At 59.4% G+C, this 17,005-nt stretch carries 12 protein-coding genes; 6 read left to right on the top strand and 6 right to left on the bottom strand.

Annotation, left to right across the window (positions count from 1 at the left end; translation table 11 throughout):
• The first annotated feature begins 68 nt into the window (after positions 1 to 68).
• The 4 genes from ACW9I6_RS09660 (at position 69) to dkgB (ending at position 6,401) form a co-directional block, all read left to right on the top strand.
• Complete coding sequence (locus ACW9I6_RS09660; RefSeq protein WP_178965288.1) at positions 69 to 1,895, top strand: tyrosinase family protein; 1,827 nt, start codon at positions 69 to 71, stop codon at positions 1,893 to 1,895.
• On the top strand, positions 1,892 to 3,628 hold the full coding sequence (locus ACW9I6_RS09655) for a hypothetical protein (protein ID WP_102606333.1): 1,737 nt from the start codon (positions 1,892 to 1,894) through the stop codon (positions 3,626 to 3,628). Before ACW9I6_RS09660 ends, ACW9I6_RS09655 begins: the two co-directional genes overlap by 4 nt.
• A 65-nt stretch (positions 3,629 to 3,693) precedes the next feature.
• Positions 3,694 to 5,304, top strand: a complete 1,611-nt coding sequence (locus ACW9I6_RS09650; RefSeq protein WP_457339225.1) for a hypothetical protein — start codon at positions 3,694 to 3,696, stop codon at positions 5,302 to 5,304.
• 293 nt (positions 5,305 to 5,597) lie between these two features.
• A complete protein-coding gene (gene dkgB, locus ACW9I6_RS09645) occupies positions 5,598 to 6,401 on the top strand; it encodes a 2,5-didehydrogluconate reductase DkgB (RefSeq protein ID WP_003211554.1) in 804 nt (267 codons plus the stop codon).
• On the opposite strand, the gene ACW9I6_RS09640 is transcribed toward dkgB, so the two are convergent.
• The 6 genes from ACW9I6_RS09640 to ACW9I6_RS09615 all read right to left on the bottom strand — a co-directional run bounded on the left by ACW9I6_RS09640 (position 6,398) and on the right by ACW9I6_RS09615 (position 13,776).
• The gene (locus ACW9I6_RS09640; RefSeq protein WP_177019722.1) at positions 6,398 to 6,829 is read right to left on the bottom strand and encodes an ANTAR domain-containing protein; all 432 of its coding nucleotides are present in this window, start codon (positions 6,827 to 6,829) and stop codon (positions 6,398 to 6,400) included. The two genes, dkgB and ACW9I6_RS09640, sit on opposite strands and share 4 nt — an antisense overlap.
• A 135-nt stretch (positions 6,830 to 6,964) precedes the next feature.
• Complete coding sequence (locus ACW9I6_RS09635) at positions 6,965 to 10,600, bottom strand: transporter substrate-binding domain-containing protein (protein ID WP_457339224.1); 3,636 nt, start codon at positions 10,598 to 10,600, stop codon at positions 6,965 to 6,967.
• A 1-nt stretch (position 10,601) separates the two neighbouring features.
• Positions 10,602 to 11,228: a response regulator transcription factor gene (locus ACW9I6_RS09630; RefSeq protein ID WP_003211560.1), complete on the bottom strand. Its 627-nt coding sequence runs from the start codon at positions 11,226 to 11,228 to the stop codon at positions 10,602 to 10,604.
• A 293-nt stretch (positions 11,229 to 11,521) separates the two neighbouring features.
• The gene (locus ACW9I6_RS09625; protein WP_003211562.1) at positions 11,522 to 12,238 is read right to left on the bottom strand and encodes an MgtC/SapB family protein; all 717 of its coding nucleotides are present in this window, start codon (positions 12,236 to 12,238) and stop codon (positions 11,522 to 11,524) included.
• Positions 12,239 to 12,819: 581 nt separating this feature from the next.
• Positions 12,820 to 13,422 (bottom strand): GNAT family N-acetyltransferase, encoded by a 603-nt coding sequence (locus ACW9I6_RS09620; protein WP_457339223.1) that lies wholly within the window; start codon positions 13,420 to 13,422, stop codon positions 12,820 to 12,822.
• A gap of 12 nt (positions 13,423 to 13,434) precedes the next feature.
• Positions 13,435 to 13,776: an FKBP-type peptidyl-prolyl cis-trans isomerase gene (locus ACW9I6_RS09615; protein ID WP_003211564.1), complete on the bottom strand. Its 342-nt coding sequence runs from the start codon at positions 13,774 to 13,776 to the stop codon at positions 13,435 to 13,437.
• 234 nt (positions 13,777 to 14,010) lie between these two features.
• Between ACW9I6_RS09615 and ACW9I6_RS09610 the strand changes: the two genes are divergently transcribed.
• Together ACW9I6_RS09610 and ACW9I6_RS09605 are read left to right on the top strand one after the other, a co-directional pair.
• Positions 14,011 to 15,975 carry a flavin monoamine oxidase family protein gene (locus ACW9I6_RS09610; protein WP_457339222.1) on the top strand — a complete coding sequence of 655 codons (1,965 nt, stop codon included), beginning with the start codon at positions 14,011 to 14,013 and terminating at the stop codon, positions 15,973 to 15,975.
• A gap of 134 nt (positions 15,976 to 16,109) precedes the next feature.
• Positions 16,110 to 16,997 carry a nitrilase family protein gene (locus ACW9I6_RS09605; protein ID WP_032899456.1) on the top strand — a complete coding sequence of 296 codons (888 nt, stop codon included), beginning with the start codon at positions 16,110 to 16,112 and terminating at the stop codon, positions 16,995 to 16,997.
• Positions 16,998 to 17,005: the final 8 nt, after the last annotated feature.

Here is a 17,005-nt window from a genome sequence, read left to right as displayed (position 1 = left end):
CGCACTAACATCAATCCAGCTTAGCAGCCCAGCCAAATCAGGCACCGGGGCCGCATGAGAGGGATCTTATGATAGTCGCGAAACCGACATGGGCCACCGATATCCACGGCCTATTCAGCGCCCCCTACTGGATCCCCCAAGAGCAACGCGCCGCCGTCGCCGCCTCCTGGGTGGGCTGCATGAACGCCTACTTCGTATTCCTCGAAGACCCCGCCTCCGTCAAGACCTGGTCCGAAACCATCTACCAGCACCTGGCCTCCCGTAGCATGCCGCTGACCCTCGACCAGCAGCAGTTCTGGCCCATCGACGCGCTGGAAACCTTCAGGCTGTGGGTCAACCAGGGCTGGCGCCTCACTCCCGCCTCACCGTTCGACGAGGCAGAACGCATCCCCCCACCCGACCTGCCTCACCCGGTCAAACGCGTGCGCCAGGACATTCGCGCACTGACACAGGAACAACTGAACCTGTACCGCTCACGCCTCGATGACGTAATGCAGGTGGCCAACGCCGACAGCGGCTCCCCGTGGCAGCGTTACGCCTATATCCACACCAACTGGTGCCTGCATTACCAGGAAGCGTTTGCCCTGTGGCACCGGGCCTATCTGCTGTACCTGGAAGCGCTGATCGACTGCCCCATCCCCTACTGGGACTGGATGGCCGAAGACGCCAGTGTCGACGGCAGCCCCCAGGCCGGCTTGCCCCAGGCGTTTCTCGATGAAACCTACGTGCACCCGCACACCGGCGAGGTTCGCCCTAATCCGTTGCGCTACGCCGCTGCCAAGGACGGCTGTTCGAAGGTCTGTGAAAAGGCCAGCATCCCGGGTGTGGACTGCCGCTTCGTGCAACGCAACCCGCTGTTCTACACCAAGGGCGAAACGCAGCGCGTCGAACGCACCCAGTTGTACGGCATGAGCCGGATTTTCCAGCAACAGGTGGTCGATGCCCTGAAGTTCAACACCTTCAGCCAGCCCCAGGGCGTGCCAGGTTATCCCTGGGCGAACATCCCGGTGTTTGATCCCCCCCAGGAAGATGACCTGTACCCCAACCGTGCGCTGAATTTCGACGGGCTCTACGAGCAGCCCCACGACAACTATCACGGCTGGATCGGCGGCGACATGGCCGACAACGCCTACACCGCGTTCGACCCGGTGTTCAGCTCCTACCACGCCAATATCGACCGGATGCTGGAGGTCTGGATCCGCGCCCATCCGGCAGCGCAGTACACCACCCAGTGCCTGCTCCAGCCGTTTGCCGGCAGCGAGGCCGACGATGTCACCTTCACCAGTGCCGACGCCTGGCGCTACACCACCCTGGGGGACATGGCCCAGGACAGTCGGCATATCGGCTATGACTACGGTGTGCCCGTCGCACCGCCCTTTGGCACCCGCCGCCCGGCCGCAAAAGCCTGCTGCCAGCAAAGTTCGACGCCGATGCAAGCGCAGGAACAAACCGCAAGCCTGGGCCCGTGGGTGGTGTTCGACCATGTGCGCTGCACCCACGACACCTACCTGATCGACGTATTCCTCAACCAGCCCGACGCCACGCCGCAGCAGGTGAGCGCCGACAATCCGCACTATGTCGGGCGCTTCAGTCGCATCGGCATGGGCCTGGTGGATGACAAGGGCCGCTGCATCACCCATGGCGTGTCACGCGCGCTGAATGCCGCGCGCACTGCTGCCGCATTGAACCTTCGCCCCACTGACACCACGCAGTTATCCGTGGTGGTGACCCATCTCGATAGTGCCCGGGTGTTGACGCCGCAGGAGTACGCGCCGCTGCCTGGCTTTATCGCCCAACTGGTGTGGGACGACCCGCGCCAAACCGTCGCCGGCCCTGCTCCCAGTGCCGGTTGCTGCTCCGTTTCCACCACAACAACACCTGGAGAATCGACATGAGCACACCCTTCAAACAATTCACCTCTCCCGCCGGGCAAGCTCCCAAGGACTACAACAAGCTGGGCCTGGAAAACCAGTTGCCGCAGTTTGAAACCGACTGGAACAACGACCTCACCGGCTGGACCCAGTCTGCGATCATCGGCAACCCGTGGTCGGGCCTCAATGACGCGCCGCGCTCGGGCTATTACAACCCACTGGTGGAAGGTTACGGCCCCACCACGCCGCCGGCGATTACCTGGGCGCCCTTCCCCAATCGGCTGTGGACGTTTTTCTACAACAACGGCACGGCGGTGATTCCACAGTTGGGCGGCAAGGCCATGTCCATGCAACAGGTGATGGAGCTGACCGACAACGGCCAGATTACGATCAACAACACCCTGTACATGCTCTACGACCCGAACAAGCAAGGCACCCTGCTGCAACTGCCCGTCACTCGCTGCCCGAGCATCGACTGGCAAGGCAAGTACAAGGATTTCTCGCCCTCGGGCCCCCGTGGCTGGCTTGACGAATATTGCGAGTGGTCCATCGTGCGCGATGCCGACGGCAACATGCGCAAGATCACCTTCACTTGCGAAAACCCGGCGTATTTCCTGGCCATGTGGCGCATCGATCCGACTGCTGTACTGGGGCTGTATCGCGACTACATCGACCCACAGGTGCAACTCGAAGACCTGTACCTGCGCTACACCGCCGACTGCCCGACCGGTAAGGCCGGCGACCCGGTCATCGACCCCACCACCGGTCAACCGGCCTACGACACCGTCAACAAATGGAACGCCGGCACCGCCTGTGTGCCAGGCCAATACGGCGGTGCGATGCACCTGACCTCCGGCCCCAACACCCTGAGCGCCGAGGTGTACCTGGCTGCCGCGGCGACCATCCTGCGGCCATTGAGCAGCAGCCAGAATTCCCAGGCGTTGATCTGCTGCGCGCAATACGGGCAGAACTACCGCAACTCCGATCCGCATATCGGTTTCTCGGCCAACAGCGTGGCAGTGAATAACCGGCTCTCCCTGACCAACCCCATCGGCCTGTACCTGCAACAACCCACCGACTTCTCGGCGTGGAAAGGCCCCCAGGGCCAGGACGTCAGCCAGTACTGGAAAATCACCCGTGGCACCGCCAAGTCCGCCGCCAACGGCTCCGACCAGATTCTGCAAGCGGTGTTTGAAGTGCCGGTCAGCGCCGGGTTCTCGATCAACGACATCACCATCAGCGGCCAGCCGATCGACTACGTGTGGGTGATTGCCCAGCAGTTGCTGGTGGGTCTAAGTGTGACAACCACGCCCATCAGCCCGACGCCGGATTCCTGCCCGTGCGTGACGGACCGGGTCAACGGCGTGCAACCCTGGCCGGTACAGCTGCTGCCGCTGGACCTGTTCTACGGGCAGTCACCCACCGACCTGCCGGCCTGGCTGGCACCCGGCACCAGCGGGCAGTTTGCCCTGGTGGTGCAAGGCGCCGACCTCAAGACCACCGCCGAGACGGCGCGGGTGCAATTCTCCAATCCTGGGGTGACGGCGCAGGTCACAAAGTTCCTGCCGGATGCCTCGGCCATCCCCGGGCAAACCAACTCCGGTGGCACCCAGGGCTACCTGCTGACCATCACCGTAAGCCCCACTGCCGCACCGGGGCTGGTGACAGTGCGCGCCCTCAACCCGGGCGAAGCCGATAACCCCAGCGCGGCGGAACACCCATGGGAATCCGGATTGGCGCTGGTGCCTGGCGCCTGACTGATACAGCCCATCAGCCGCACCCACCCAGGGTGCGGCTTTACCTGCTTGCAAGGAGCGCGATGATGTCCAGGTTACGCTTGAGTGTTTTATCGCTGCTGACCAGTGTGGTGCTGAGCCTGTTCGCCATGCAGGCCGCCTACGCATCCCCCACTTCCGACGCCGACGCTTGCGTGCAGCAACAGTTGGTGTTCAACCCGAAAAGCGGCGGCTTCCTGCCGATCAACAACTTCAACGCCACCGGCCAGAGCTTCATGAATTGCTTTGGCTGGCAGTTGTTCATTGCCCTGAACTGGCCGATGAATCCCGGTTGGCCAGCCACACCTGCCCTCGCGGGTGAGCCGGACATGAACAGTACCCTGGCGCAATTCGGCGTACCGACTGCCTCCGGGCAGCCGATGAGCGTGGCGCCGGTATGGGCCAGCTACAAGGACGCCAACGATATCTTCCTGCCCGGCGCGCCCGCGCCCACCGGCTGGGGCGTGCAAACCCTGGTGCCGTCCAATTGCAGCACCCAGGGCAGCCTCAGGGCGATGTCGGTGGGAGCGCGCAAGTTCATGACCGCCACCTCCGAAAGCGCGATCAACGCGCGGCATGGGTTTCACCTGTCCAGCGGCACCCTGGCCTCGATTCCGGACCCGATCATGGAAGCCTCCGGCGGCTGGCTGACAGACCAGTCGCAGAACCTGGTGTTTTTTGAACGCAAGGTGGGCAAGGCCGAGTTCGACTACATCGTCAGCAAAGGGCTGTACGACGCGGCCAACCAGCTGAAAGTCGCGCAGAACCTCGACAACCAGAACCCCGGCGGGCTGTCCTTGCCCATCGGTGAACCCATGCGCTCGCTGCCGCCCAACCCGGTGCCGCAGGAGCAACTGGGAGCTCTGGAGGTCAAGGCAGCATGGCGAATCCTCACCGGCAAACCCGAGCTCTACGGACGTTACCTGACCACCGTCGCCTGGCTCAAAAACCCGGCCACCTTGCAGTGCACCCAGCAGGTGGTGGGCCTGGTGGGCCTGCATATCATCAACAAGACCCAGGCCTCGCCCAACTTCATCTGGACCACCTTCGAGCAAGTGGACAACGTGCCGGAACCCAACCAGGTGCCGCCACAACAAACGCCGCCCGACAGCTTTGCCTTCAACAACCCGAACTGCGGCACCGGCCCCGAATGCACGCCGAACGTTGCGCGTATCCAGTGCAAGCAGCAGCATCCGGACCGCGACTGCACCGAGCCGTTTCCACGGGATCAACCCGTGCAGACCACCCGGGAACATCCGCTGCCCACTGAACTGCAGGCGCTTAACGGCGCGGTGCAGGCCAATTTTGCCCAGCAGAGCCAGGGCAAGTCGGTGTTCCAGTACTACAAACTGATCAACGTACTCTGGACCCTCACCCCCAACCCGCCCACCCAGCCGGAACCGGGTGTCAGTGCGCAAGTGCCGCTGTCCTACGGGCCATTTATCAGCCAGGGCAACGTACCGGTGGCCAACACCACCCTGGAGACCTACGTCCAGGGCGATAACTGCAATGCCTGTCACCAGTACGCGACCATCGCCGGCAGCTCGACCCTGGCCTCGGACTTTTCGTTCCTGTTCAACAGTGCCGATTCGGCCAGCAAGAAAAGCCTGGTCAAGCGCGTAAAAGCCTTCCAGACCCTCAAGGACGGTTCACCATAAACGCGACTGTTCAGACCACTGCTCAAGGTTTCTCGGTGCTGTAAGGCCTTGAGCATTTGGTCCTTGCGCTAGCTCCTGCTGGTTAAAAGAGGCGCCCCTTATCAAGTAACGCCCGAAATGTCCGACAGCCCCCCGCATCTACCCGGTAAGACCGCTCTCGAGGGATATCGTGTGGCCACCCGCCGGCCACTCATGACTTTTGGTAAAGAGTCCTTTTCGGATTCAGCGGTTTTTCCGAAGGAACGAGAGGCCGATACTCGACTCCATTGTTCACACCACTTCAGGAGTCACTCATGTCCATTCCCGCATTCGGCCTCGGCACGTTCCGCCTGCAAGGCCAGGTCGTCATCGACTCCGTCAGCACCGGCCTGGAGCTGGGCTATCGCGTCATCGACACCGCACAAATCTACGAAAACGAAGCCGACGTCGGCCAGGCCATCGCCGACAGCGGCATCCCACGGGACGAACTGTTCATCACCAGCAAGATCTGGATCGCCAACTTCGCCGAAGGCCAGCTGATTCCCAGCCTCAAGGAAAGCCTGCGCAAACTCCAGACCGACTACCTGGACCTGACCCTGATCCACTGGCCATCGCCGGAAGACCAGGTACCGGTCGCCGAGTTCATGGGCCAGTTGCTGGAAGCCAAGCGCCAGGGCCTGACCCGCCAGATCGGTATTTCCAACTTCACCGTCGACCTGATGAAGCAGGCAATTGCCGCCGTCGGTGCCGAGCACATCGCGACCAACCAGGTGGAACTGCACCCGTACCTGCAAAACCGCACCGTGGCGGAGTTTGCCAAGGCCCATGGCATCCAGATCACTTCCTACATGACCCTGGCCTACGGCGAAGTGCTGAAGGACCCGGTGATCCAGCAGATCGCCGAACGTCATCAGGCAACCCCGGCGCAAGTGACCCTGGCGTGGGCCATGCAACTGGGCTACGCGGTGATCCCGTCGTCGACCAAGCGCGCCAACCTGGCCAGCAACCTCAAGGCTCTGGACCTGACCCTGAGTGACGCTGACATGGCGCAGATCGCCGCCCTGGAGCGTGGCCATCGGCTGACCAGCCCCAAAGGCATCGCGCCGAACTGGGACTAAGCCGCAGGGCTGCCGGACAACTCCCGCAGCCACGGCAACACCCGCAACCCGTCGGTGGCTGACGGCGGGTCGATGATGTCCATGAAGTGTTCAAGGTTGATGCTGTCCGGCGTACCCGGCAGGCGCACCAGCAGGGTTGGTGCGGCGGCCGGCGTGCCCAGTTCGCGGCTATCGTAGACCAGCACATGGCGAATCTGCGGGTGCTGTTCCTGGAAGGCCAGCACCCCGCCGTCGCTGTCTGCCAGCCCGGCGTTGATGATCAGCACATCGAACGGCCTGGCCGGAATCGCCGTGAGGATCCGCACTTCTTCGAACGTCTGCACCGGAACGATGCGGTAGTAGCCCAATTGGTTGAGCATTTTTTCGATGTACAGTCGTTGCAGATGCTGTTCATCGGCGATCAGGAGGGTCAGTGCTTTGTTTGGCATGGCGAACACCTGAGCAAGAAGCGCTCGTGAAGGACTGGACGCACTATTTTCCAGACATATTCCGAAGACTAAATAAGGCTTGTTCCACCTTCACGTAGGAGTTGTCCCAAACAACTCAATACCCCTCCGCACCGGTCAAGTCTGATTGCAATACCCCGACAGCGCGTGGTGCAGGTGCGAGAGCGCTTCATCCATGCCATCGACGGCACTGGCCAATTCGTCGCGGGCCTGACGTTCACAAACGCTTTCCAATACCTCGCAGCAAACCATCAGTGCATGGGCCTTGACCATCTTTGCCCCGCCCTTGGTGCGATGGGCCAGGTCATGCAGGCCGGCAAAGTCTGCCTTGCGTTGCAGGTTCACCAGCTGCCCATGGTCTGCCTCGAGGCTGTCGAGCAAGGGCGCCAGCAGCTCCTTCACCGCGTCGATATCCCCGCCGGTCAGTTTCTCAAGGTGGCTCAAGTCAAAGCCTGCCGCCAGCTCATCCGTGGTGCCGGGCGCCACCGAAGGTGTGGCCGTGCGCCGCGCCAGGGCCGCATGCAAATCCTCAAGCCCGGTGGGTTTGAACAGGCAGCCATCCATGCCCGCCTGCCGGCAGCGCTCGGCTTCCTCGGGCTGGGCGTTGGCGGTAAACCCCAGCAACAGGCACGGCGCCAGGCCACGCTCGCCCTCAAGGGTGCGGATATCCCGCGCCAACTCATAACCGTCCTTGAACGGCATATTGCAGTCGGTAATCACCCCGTCAAAATGCCCGGACAGCCACAACTCAAGCCCCTCGACACCATCTTCGGCGGTGGTGATCCGGTGTCCCAGGAAGCTCAGTTGCCGGGCCAGCAGCAGCCGGTTGGCCGGGTAGTCATCCACCACCAGAATGTTCAGCGCGTGGGCCGGCGGAGTTTCCACGGCAACCGGTACGGGCGGCATCAGCGTGCTGTCGGCGACTGCCAGCTCCAGGGTGACATCCACCCGAGTGCCCTGCCCCAGCAGGCTGCTCAATTGCAATTGTCCCCCCATCATCTCGCACAGGTTGCGGCTGATGACCAGGCCCAGGCCCGAACCGCTGCGCGCCGATTGCGCAGTGTTGCTGCCCTGGATAAACGGGTTGAACAGGCGCTTCTGGTCTTCGACACTGATGCCGATGCCGGTGTCTTCCACCCACAGCCTGAGGTTCAAGTAGCCGCTGGCAATCGCCGACGAGCCGGACGCGCCAAGCCGCACCCGGCCGTGAGGGGTGAACTTGATCGCGTTGCTCAAAAGGTTCGACACCACTTGCTTGAAGCGCATCGGGTCCACCAGCACGTACCGATCAATCAGCGGGTCGAGCTCCACCTGCAGTACCAGGCCCCTGGCCCGCGCCAGCCCCTCGAAAACCCGCGCCACCGACGCCAGCAACTCGTGCAGGTTCGAAGGCTCGAGGGTCAGGGACAGGTAGCCCGATTCTATACGCGCGATATCGAGGATATCGCCGATCAATTCCAGCATGCCCCGCGACGCATCGGCGGCCACCTCCAGCGCATCGCGGTCGGCCCGGTTCTGCTCGGCGGCTTTCAGGGCCAGTTCGATCATGCCGATCACGGCGTTCATGGGCGTGCGGATTTCATGGCTCATGGTCGCGAGAAACGTGGTCTTGGCGCGGTTGGCCGCGTCGGCATCCTCCTTGGCCTCCTGCAACTGGCCGAGCAGTTGCTGCCTTTCGCTGACATCCACCCAGCCGGCGATCATGCCCACCACCTGCTCATTACCGTCGCGGTACGGCAGCATCCAGTGGTAGATGGTCAGGACCGCACCGCCCGGCACCTTGAGCACGCGGTCCTGGATCTGTGGCTCGCCCCGCTCCATCAAGCGCAGGTAATCCTGATGAAAAGACTCGGCCTGGGGGCGATTGCCGGTGTCGGTCTCGACCACGGTTTTACCGGTCACGTCCTCCAGCTTGAAACCGAACACATCAAGGTAAGCGCTATTGCACGCCATCAGCCGGCCCAGGCGATCACGCACATAAATCGGATGGGGTGTGCCGTCGATCAGCACGCCCATAAAGCGCATCTGATCACTCAGCGCTCGTTCGGCCTCGACGCGCTTGCGTATCAGCTGACGCAGATAAATCGCCCAGCCGAGGGTGATCAGCAACAGCAGCGCCGCCAGGCTGAAACCTTGAATAATCGCATTGCGGTGCCGCGCCCAGTAGCTGTCTTCAACCAATACCTCGCTACGCCAGTGGCCAGCCAATTCGTCCATTTCCTGGGGCGTAATACTCAGCAGCGCCTTGTCGAGGATCGAATACAACTCCAGTTGGCTGCGGTTGACGCCAAAGGCTATACGGGCCGGCTCGGACCCGACCGTGCTGGTGATCCGCAACCGGTCACGGTACTCGCGGGCAATCATGTAGCGGGCGCTGATCAAGGTATTGACGGCGGCATCGGCACCGCCATCGGCCACCAGCTCCATGCCGTGCTCGGGGTTCTCGACGTCCACGAACTTGATGCTCGGATAGTCCTGGGCGATGCCCTCCTGCAGGCTATTGCTGCCAATCAGCGCCAGGCGCTTGCCGGCCATGTCTTCCAGGGTAAGGGGGCTGCCGTCATCAATGCGACTGACCAACACAAACGGATTGGTCAGGTAAGGCCGGGTAATGCGTACCTTGTCCGTGCGCTCGACGCTGGGGGTGACCACCGCGATCATGTCTGCACCACCGGTGTTGACCCTGTCGATTTGCCGGAGCATCGAGGTGCCGGGAATGAAGTCAAACTTCAATCCCGTGCGCAAGCTGATGCGGGCCAGCACCTCGGCGCTCAACCCTTCGAACGCGCCCTGCTTGTCGATAAATGAAACCGGCAGGAACTTGTCGAGTACAGCGACCTTGATCCTCGGGTTCTTGTCCAGCCAACGCTGTTCACTGGCACTCAAGCGCAGCCGGTCCGCCCCCAGGAACCCCAGGTTGCCGGCACTCCAGCGCCGCAGGATTTCCATCTGCTCGCTGACCGGGATCACCGCCAGTGCCGCATTGATGATCGACAGCAAGCGCGCGTTGTCCCGGGAAAATGCAAACGCGAAGGGATTGACCTCAAGTGACGAGAAATCGGCCATGCGGACGTTGTTCAGGTGGTTCCTGTTGATCAGGTAGTTGGTGCTGATTGCATCGCCGAGGTAAACATCTGCATGGCCGAACGCAACCGCTCCGATGGCCTCGAAGGTTGAAGGGAACAGCTGGATCCGGGCATTGGGGTAAAACGCCTGCACCGCGTCAGGCTGCATGTAGTGATAAAACATCGCCACACGTTTATCGGCCAGGTCGCTGCTCAGGCCCTGGCTGTCACCCGTGCGGGTGACCAGGGTCGGTTGATCCATGGCATAGGAGCGCGAGAGTACCAGCTGCGGGTCTGCCGCCTCGTAGCCGTTGGCAGATCCCACAAAATCCACCTCGCCACGCTTGAGCGCGGTGATGACTTCATCGCGATTGTCGTAGCGGCGCACTTCTATCGTGATGTTCAGCGCATCGGCGATCAGCGACGCGTAATCCGCCGTAATCCCCTCGAGTTCATCGCTGGTGCTCAACTCGAATGGTGCGTAGTCGGGCCCAGAGATGCCCATCAACAACCGGCGCCGTTCGCGCAGCCAGCTCCACTGCGTTTCATGCAGCCGTACGGCGGGCGTTTCAATGACGGAATGCCCCAACAGATACAGGGTGCGCGGCTCGCCAAGCGCCAGGCCTTGTGTGCAGAGCGCGCCCAGCAGCACACTTGCGCTGAGCCACAAGACCCGAAAGTTGATCATTTCAGATCAGATGATTGCGCTGGGCGAACTTGGACAAATGCACCACCGACGACATCCGCAGCTTCTCCTTCAGTCGGGTTTTATAAGTGCTGATGGTCTTGTGGCTGAGCAACATGTCCTCGGCAATTTCCTTGTTACCCAACCCCAGCGCCAGCTTCTGCAGTACGGTCAGCTCGCGGTCGGAAAGCTCTGCCACCAGGTCCTGCTCGGTGGATTGCAAATCGTCGCGGCGCACCGAGCTGGTGGGCAGGCTCGGAAAGCAGCTGTAGTTGGACATCACGGCCTTGATCGCTTTTTGCAACTCATCCAGCTCGCCGGTCTTGGCGACAAACCCCATCGCGCCGGCACGCATGCAGCGGGTGGAAAAAAACACCGCCAGGTAGGACGTCAGCACCAGGATCTTGCACGGCAGGCCCAGCGCCTTGATCCGGCTGATCACCTCCAGGCCACCCAGCTTCGGCATCGCCAGGTCGAGGATGATCAGCTCGGGGCGCTCCTCCCGGGCAATCTGCATGGCATCGGCGCCGTTGCCGGCCTCGAAGATCGTGTCGAAGCCTTCCTGCTTCAGCAGATAGCGGACGGTTGCGCGGATAAATGGATGGTCATCCACGATTAAAGCTTTGCTCATAAGGCTCCCCTGGGAGGATTCAGTACCGTTACACATCACACGGGACCTATCTACCTGTGAGAAATGACAGTTCCGACGAACGGAACTGAACAGTCCTACAAGCAGCAGTCGGGTCCCTCCATTTGAACAGCGCATAACCCTAGGTAGGCGGCACCTGCGTGCCTGGCTAGTCGCAAGCGCGCAACCTTACCAATGGAACGGCGTAACAACTGAAGGGATAGTCCCAGCTGAATGTAGGATTTTTCCTCACCACAAGCATAGTAAAGAGCCGGTCCCGGGGGCGCCAAGGCGGCCTAGTCGGTGGTACTCGGACTCCAGAACGCTTGCACCACGAGGGCTGAAGTGGAAATACGCGCCACCAGCGCATCCAGTTCGTCACCGTCTACCGAGGTCACGGCCAGCGTCGCCTCGATTTCCACCTCTTCAGGACCAAAGGGACGTACGTCCACATCACTGGCCGGGTAGTTGCAGCGAGCAAGTTCGGCTTCGAGCAAGGCCAATACCGCCTTCTGCTGGGTACGCCGGGCCACCACATACAGAATGTTGGTCACCTCGGCCGACACCACGTCCAGTGGCTGGCGGTTGATGTTATTGACGATCGGGCGCAGCAGCGTGTTGGCCGCCAGCACAAACAGTGTACCGAGCAGCGCTTCGAGGATCAGGTCGGCACCGGCACAGGCACCCACCGCCGCCGACGCCCAGAGCGTGGCCGCAGTATTCAGGCCGCGCACGTTGCCTTCTTCACGCATGATCACACCGGCACCGAGAAAACCGATGCCCGAGACCACATAGGCCACGACCCGCACCGCCCCTTCGGCGCCGCCCAGGCGGTTGGCCATGTCGACGAAAATCGCCGCTCCCACCGCCACCAGCACGTTGGTGCGCAGCCCCGCTGTGCGCTGGCGGTACTGACGCTCAAACCCGATCAGGCCACCGAGAATGAAGGCCGCGGTGAGGCTGACCAGCGTGTCGATCAGCGAGTTGAGGTTGATGTTGTTGATTGCTTGCATAGGCGTCTTCCCTATTCATGACCAGCCAAACTTACGCGAGGAAACCTTCGGCCAGGTACGACCATCCTGGGCCGTGATTGAGTCACGGGCACGACAGGACAGGCCCGCCCGTCGCAAACGACAGGCGCGTCCGCAGTACCGCGATGCAAGGCATCACGTACTGTTAAGCGTCGATGAGAGGGAATTCGGAATCGGGCCAGGACTGGCCGCCATCGAAATGCCGCTTCTCGCTTCTGGGCGAGACAACGGCATCGGAAAAATGCGCGTTATCTTGCCAAGTATGTGCCGGTTATCGAGACCGGCCGACGACTGTCACTCGAACAAGTACCCACTGAGGGTCTCCGCTATTGATGAAAACGCGCGAAGCTTACGCTCCGAATTAATGAGAGTAAACCGTAGGAAAATTTACCCGATGGGTTTGGGCAGGTTCTTCAGGGAGGGTTCAGGTACGCACCACTGCGCAGCTATCCCCCCCGTAGCAGCTGTCGAGCCCAAGCGAGGCTGCGTCGGCCACACTGCGATCATCAAGCCAGACACTCCACCGAGTCGCCGAACGCAGCCTCTTCCAGGCTCGACAGCTGCTACGCAGAAGACGGTCGATCACGCTCCACCAGCGCCAAATACTCATTGATCGCCCCACCCGCCAACGCCTTCACCTGAATGGAAACCCGATTCACCTGCCGCCCCATCTCGATGCCATCCCGAGTCCGCACCTGAACATACCCAAGCCGGGGCCAGAACCGCTCAGCCTTGACGTTCCCCACCACCACCGTCAACCGCAACCAGCGTGCGCCCAGGCTCACTACCCAATCCTGGAAATCGGCATGCAACTGCCGCGCAAAACCGCTGCCATGCAACGGCGTGGCCACCAACAGCAACCCGATATGCCAAACCCCGACCGCCAACAGATCCGACGCCACATTCACCACCGCAACCAACTGCCCTTCGGCATTGCGGTAGCCAATCCAATACATCCGCGTGTAGCTCCAGGTGTCGGGCAGTTCAAGAGTCAACTCATCCCGAGCCTCCGTGGGTGTGGCTGGCTCACCGTTGACCGCGAGAAAATATTCCGGGGCTGCTTCGAAAAAGCGCTGCAACTCGGCTTCACCCTCAAGGGTCAGCTCAACTACCCGAATGCCCGCTATCGAACTGCGCGGCAACTCCCCTGCTTCAACAACATCCATGTTCACCGCCCCTCAATCATCCCGCGTCAGTACTTCCAGCAACTCAATCTCAAACCGCAAATTACTGTTGGGCGTGATATGCGCCCCCATCGAGCGCTCGCCGTAGGCCAGGTGCGCCGGCACGAACAACGTGCGAATGCCGCCAACTTTCATGCCCATCAGCCCCTGGTCCCAGCCCTTGATGACGCGACCGGTGCCGATCACGCACTGAAATGGCTTGCCGCGTTCCCATGAGGAGTCGAACACCGTGCCGTCTTCCAGAGTGCCGGTGTATTGCGTGGTGATCAGGGCGCCTTTGACCACGGTTTTGCCGTCGCCGAGGCGGATGTCGGTGATTTCCAGTTCGGTGCTCATTTTTTCTCGTTTTGTGTAATGCGCGGATCGCGCCAAATGGGCGTTTTCCCAGAGTCAAACGCATTTGGCAAGCCCACATACCTCGTTTTCTCCAATAGCCTGCCAGTTCGAATGCACCAACCTACAAAAAATCACGAAAACGTACGTAAAAAAAATACAAACCACCTATTTATCTTCTTCGATACAACGAGCAGCCTAACTATCCAGAAACATAGAACATCAAGGATGACTTGTATGACCATAGGATCAGACTTCAATTACCCGGCTGATATTGCTGCCCGCGCTTCCAGAGAAAAGAGATCTACCAGAAATAAATGGCGGGGCCGTTTTCCTGGCCCACCAGACTTATGCTTCGATTATCGAGCCTTAGTGGAGCAAAAAGGCGGAATTGCAAAGGCGCCTCATTTGGACCACAAAATATGTATCATCGGGGCAGGCATCACAGGCCTTACTGCAGCAAGAGAACTGTATCGCTGCGGCTTTAAAGACATATCCCTGATCGAGAAATCCAAAAGAATCGGAGGCAGACACCTTACCGTTCTTGGTGGACAGCGCTCCAACAATACAGGACGACCGCCCTTTGAAATGGGCGCGATGCGTATGCCCTTTTTTAATCGATCTGATGAAAACCCCACTGAAGGCCGATCCATGATGGCCTATTACACCAAAGCGTTTGATCTTGTTCATTCAAACTTCCCAAATCCGGGAAGCCCGTGGGTCACATCAACCGGGATCTACTTACGCGAAGGGAGTATAGATAATAGTAGTCAGCCCACCATGCTGATCTGGAAAAACAAAGATGGTATAACGCCTCCACCTGGCGAGACCCTGAGTGCAGTGTCTGCAAAATGGCGAAACTTTGCGAACCGTATGACTCAGAAAGTTTCGGAATTATACGGAAGCGAGCAATGGGAATTATTTTGGACCAGAGTAGTTGAAAAGTACGAAAGTATCTCGTTTAGGGATTTAGTGAAAATGCCGGCTATTGAGTCTTGGCACAAGGAACGCCCCGGTGACTTCGGTGGCATGGGCATGACGACGCAAGAGTCGGCTGTGTTCTATGCAATTGGAATAGGCGATGGCAGTTGGGGAGCATTTTATGACATTTGCTCGCTTTATCCCCTGCGGACTGCGATTTTTGGTTTCAGCAGTCACCTCCAGCTAATTCATGGCCGGGTCAAACTGGATGGCGAGGCAGTCGACTCGCCGCACCTGAGAAGTCCGGCCGTTTTTGACTCTCGGGGACTAGAGTTTAATAAGCCCAGCTACAAAGGTCTCGGGGCCTTGGCAGAATGTCTGCTCTTTATGAGTACTCCTGAAATAAGCGACTCCGTGTATGACCTCAGCCTCAAGAAGACGGATGGATTACTGACTGACTCTCCAGTAAAAAAACTGGAAAAGCTGAGAAATGGGAAAACGCGCGTTTATTATCATTGGAATGCTAGTAACCCCAAAAAAACTGAAGTCTGCCATGCCGACTTCGACTCGGTCATCATCACGCTCCCCTCCTGGATAATCGAAACACAAATACTGCTTGAGGGTTTCGATGAAGAGATGCTCCCTTACGACACGATAAATGCCTATAAAACTGCTCACTGGGAAACCAGCTGCAAAGTGTACGCCCCGTTAAAAAAAACCTTCCTGTCCAAAAACTTGAAGATCCCGCAAGCCATCGTTACCGACAGTTTCATACATGACGTATATACCTATCGCTATAACGAGCATCACACCTATGACTGCATACTCTTGAGCTACACCTGGGAAGATGACGCAACAAAGTTATCTTCACTAAGTGACAAAGAGTTAATAACCAAGTGCATAGAAGAGCTGGATAGAATCCTGGTTAAATCCACTAACATCCAAGAAAAAATCTCTCCATACATCGGCCACGAGCAGGCCATCGTGCAACGCTGGATGAATGACCAAAACTCATTGGGATGCGCAAAATTGTACAGACCAGGGACCTACTATGAGGCTGTCAGCTTAATGAAATACAATAAGGACTACTCATTCAAGTCTGGACTTTACCTCTGCGGCGAATCTTTTTCAGTAGATGCCGGATGGACAGAGCCTTGTTTCAGGGGCGCAATAGATACCGTCATAAATATCTGCAATAGAACTGGCGCCCTCTTCAATGGAGGATTCTCAATGCAAGACTATCCAGAATACAAAACAGAGTATTCACCCCCAGCAAAATAAACACACCATGCAAAAGCCTTGGCAGAAGCAAACTACATTGCTATCGGACGCGTCCGACTTTCATTTAAACATCAGGTCGCCTCTTATAAACATCCAGCCACTTCTGGCTGAATAAAAATAAGAGGTCACCCGCAATGAGCGATCCAACAAGCCCTGTTCGCATAGCTGTCGTACAGTTTGATCCCCAGGTCGGAATGGAAAACCGGGAGCGCAACCTGCGTCATAGCCTTGAGCTGGCGACGGAAGCAGTGAGCGGCGGTGCCAATCTGATCGTGTTGCCAGAGCTCTCTAACTGTGGCTATTTCTTCTCCAGCCGTCAGGACGCGTTTGATCATGCCGAGGCCATTCCGGGTGGGCCAAGTGTGCAGGCCTGGACAGATTTTGCCTGTAAACATCAGGTGTACCTGGTGGCAGGCCTCAGCGAAATTTCCGCTATGCAGCTGTTCAATACGGCTGTATTGCTGGGGCCGGATGGCTTTATTGGCAAGTACCGCAAGGCCCATCTGTGGAACCTGGAGAAGCTCTGGTTCACTCCCGGCGATACAGGATTCCCCGTTTTCGAAACACCCATAGGCCGTATTGGCCTGTTGATCTGCTGGGACATTTGGTTTCCCGAGGTGCCACGCATCCTCAGCCAGCAAGGCGCCGATATTATTTGCAGCCTCAACAACTGGGTGTGGACCCCGCCGCCGTTGTTCGACGACGCGGGGAAGTGCATGGCGTCGTATCTCACGATGACCGCCGCCCACGTCAATAACGTGTTTATCGCTGCCGCCAGTCGTATCGGCGAGGAGCGCGATGCGCGTTACCTGGGATGTTCGCTGATTGCCGGTACCAATGGATGGCCCATCGGTACGGTGGCGTCGGCGAATCGGCAGGAGATCCTTTTCGCCGATGTCGATCTCACCAGTGCCCGCAGCGCGCCTATCTGGAACAGTCTTAACGACTTGCAGCGGGACCGGCGTGCTGATCTTTACGACCAGATGCTCGGGTACACCCAGCACCCTGCCCTGCCACGCTGATCGGAGGG

Source organism: Pseudomonas sp. SDO5522_S412 (assembly GCF_054071215.1).
The sequence above is the reverse complement of the archived record's forward strand: the minus strand, read 5'-3'. Positions and strand labels throughout refer to the sequence as shown.

Bases quoted from the DNA above. Each gene is read 5' to 3' on its own strand.
- ACW9I6_RS09610 (WP_457339222.1), top strand. From the start codon at position 14,011: ATGACCATAGGATCAGACTTCAATTACCCGGCTGATATTGCTGCCCGC.
- ACW9I6_RS09640 (WP_177019722.1), bottom strand. From the start codon at position 6,829: ATGCCAAACAAAGCACTGACCCTCCTGATCGCCGATGAACAGCATCTG.
- ACW9I6_RS09630 (WP_003211560.1), bottom strand. From the start codon at position 11,228: ATGAGCAAAGCTTTAATCGTGGATGACCATCCATTTATCCGCGCAACC.
- ACW9I6_RS09635 (WP_457339224.1), bottom strand. From the start codon at position 10,600: ATGATCAACTTTCGGGTCTTGTGGCTCAGCGCAAGTGTGCTGCTGGGC.
- ACW9I6_RS09625 (WP_003211562.1), bottom strand. From the start codon at position 12,238: ATGCAAGCAATCAACAACATCAACCTCAACTCGCTGATCGACACGCTG.
- ACW9I6_RS09605 (WP_032899456.1), top strand. From the start codon at position 16,110: ATGAGCGATCCAACAAGCCCTGTTCGCATAGCTGTCGTACAGTTTGAT.
- ACW9I6_RS09655 (WP_102606333.1), top strand. From the start codon at position 1,892: ATGAGCACACCCTTCAAACAATTCACCTCTCCCGCCGGGCAAGCTCCC.
- ACW9I6_RS09650 (WP_457339225.1), top strand. From the start codon at position 3,694: ATGTCCAGGTTACGCTTGAGTGTTTTATCGCTGCTGACCAGTGTGGTG.
- ACW9I6_RS09615 (WP_003211564.1), bottom strand. From the start codon at position 13,776: ATGAGCACCGAACTGGAAATCACCGACATCCGCCTCGGCGACGGCAAA.
- ACW9I6_RS09660 (WP_178965288.1), top strand. From the start codon at position 69: ATGATAGTCGCGAAACCGACATGGGCCACCGATATCCACGGCCTATTC.
- dkgB (WP_003211554.1), top strand. From the start codon at position 5,598: ATGTCCATTCCCGCATTCGGCCTCGGCACGTTCCGCCTGCAAGGCCAG.
- ACW9I6_RS09620 (WP_457339223.1), bottom strand. From the start codon at position 13,422: ATGGATGTTGTTGAAGCAGGGGAGTTGCCGCGCAGTTCGATAGCGGGC.